At 34.7% G+C, this 1,840-nt stretch carries 2 protein-coding genes; one reads left to right on the forward strand and one right to left on the reverse strand.

The window, feature by feature from the left end; genetic code table 11:
• Nucleotides 1-160: 160 nt before the first annotated feature.
• A complete protein-coding gene (locus AC1DRF_RS25760) occupies nucleotides 161-1,351 on the reverse strand; it encodes a styrene monooxygenase/indole monooxygenase family protein (RefSeq protein ID WP_427076923.1) in 1,191 nt (396 codons plus the stop codon).
• Nucleotides 1,352-1,753: 402 nt separating this feature from the next.
• Here AC1DRF_RS25760 and AC1DRF_RS25765 point away from each other — a divergent pair.
• A partial coding sequence (locus AC1DRF_RS25765; protein ID WP_477742048.1) for a DUF8096 family protein occupies nucleotides 1,754-1,840 on the forward strand: 87 nt, incomplete at its 3' end.

Below are 1,840 nucleotides of genomic sequence, written 5' to 3' on the forward strand. Positions count from 1 at the left end.
ATAAAAGCGATGGCTATTGGAATGATTCAAGAAGGTATAGCTAACAACGTAATAAGTAAATTGACAGGTCTTTCTATAGAAGAAATTGAAATACTTCGTCATCAATAAATTAAAAAGAAGCAGTGTCTTATGTACACTGCTTCTTTTTAATAGATAATTTTTAAACAATGAATTTTGTTGAAGTAAACGCTTCATATGCTTTTGTGGGATTGGCAAACCATTCAGCAATTTCATTTGCTTTTACTTGGTCCTGTGCACTCTGAAATAGCAATTGAACGATATGCTCAGGTAATGGTTTCGTCATAGCATTTGTCCATTCAGTTACCTCTTTTACATACTGTTTCGTTCGATTCCAATAAGACTCTCCTATTTCTACGTCCCAATTAGAATTTTTATATTCCATAAGAGTTTCATACAATTGTTCCGCACAGTAGGAAGAGAGATTACAACCTTGACCCGTAATAGGATCGTTTAGAAATACACTATCGCCACAGCCCACCACCAGCTTGTTTTTAACCATGAGATATGGCTTCCGAATAATAGGTGTTAGGGCAGTTTGAAGAAAGCTATTTTCATCGCATAAAGAAAAATTTTTCTCATCAATTCGATTATAAATTTCAGGAAAAAACTGTTGAGCTGTGCTTCTCATTTTAAGAGTAAACTTATCTGCACTTTTTATTCCTTTAAATACGTCTAAATCACTGTTTGGTATTGCCATAATGAATATTATAGTAGCAGGACCGTGTTCTGTTACTGCAGGTATTTCAAACACTTCACCCAACTCAGGAAGAACCGTTACGCCTACTCCCAGAGGAGTATTTGCTTTTATACCTTTAAAATAACCAACGATACATTTTCGCTGAGGAGTTTTAAAAGGAGAAAGATCCTCTTCGATCGAAAACGGCAAAAGAGGCCCATTTTTCCCTGTACAATCAATAACTAAATCAAACTCATTTATTAGTACTTCCACACTCTTTCTATCTACCTTTTCTAAACGGAATGAAACTCCTTTTTCTATAAGGTCATTAATAGAATACGAGTAATATAAACGTTGATCAACAGATGATGCAGGCTCTTTCAACTTTCCTACAAATAGTTTCTGATTTCCAATCGTAATATGAATACTTTCAATAAGGGGTTGTTCTCCCCATTTSGGCACATTAAAGCGTGTTTCACGATTCCTTGTGGGTCCGAAATGCACCTGGGTGGACATGATTCTGCCTCTTCTAATCTGATCTGGTGATTGACGTTCAATGACCGTAATATCAAAATCGTTCCTTAGAGCATAGGCTAGGTGCAGTCCGGATACTCCACTACCAATAATACAGATTCTCTTTTTCAACAATCTCACTCCCTCGTTAGAAAATTCGGCATTCACTAATGTACTGGCGTAAATGCCCTACCTAGTTACTTTATATGTACTAGGTCTATGAAGTTCTTTGCTAACATCTTCCTGTAAATATAACTACTATTTATTTTATTGGAACCTAATTTTTATGTAAATGATTCCTTAAGGATAGGGATTATAGACTGTAAAGTGAATTTGAATTAAAAGGTCCTTACTGGTTCTAGTGCAAAAAATACTTTATAGAAATATAAATTGGCAGCTTCCTTTAAACTACTAGCTTATGATGATAATCCAAACAATTGATCGATGAATTCTTTTTGATTTTGGATAGACCAGCCCATAAGATAAGTTGCCTTTTTAAAAAAATAGATCTTGATAAAATGTATGACTATGCTGAATATCTAGATCAATGGTAGATGCGACAGCTACAACTCAGTTCACTTCAAAAGTTTGGTGAAAGATAAAGTTGTCTTACATGAATGCAGGGAATAT

This window comes from Priestia sp. P5_B4, from assembly GCF_056400385.1.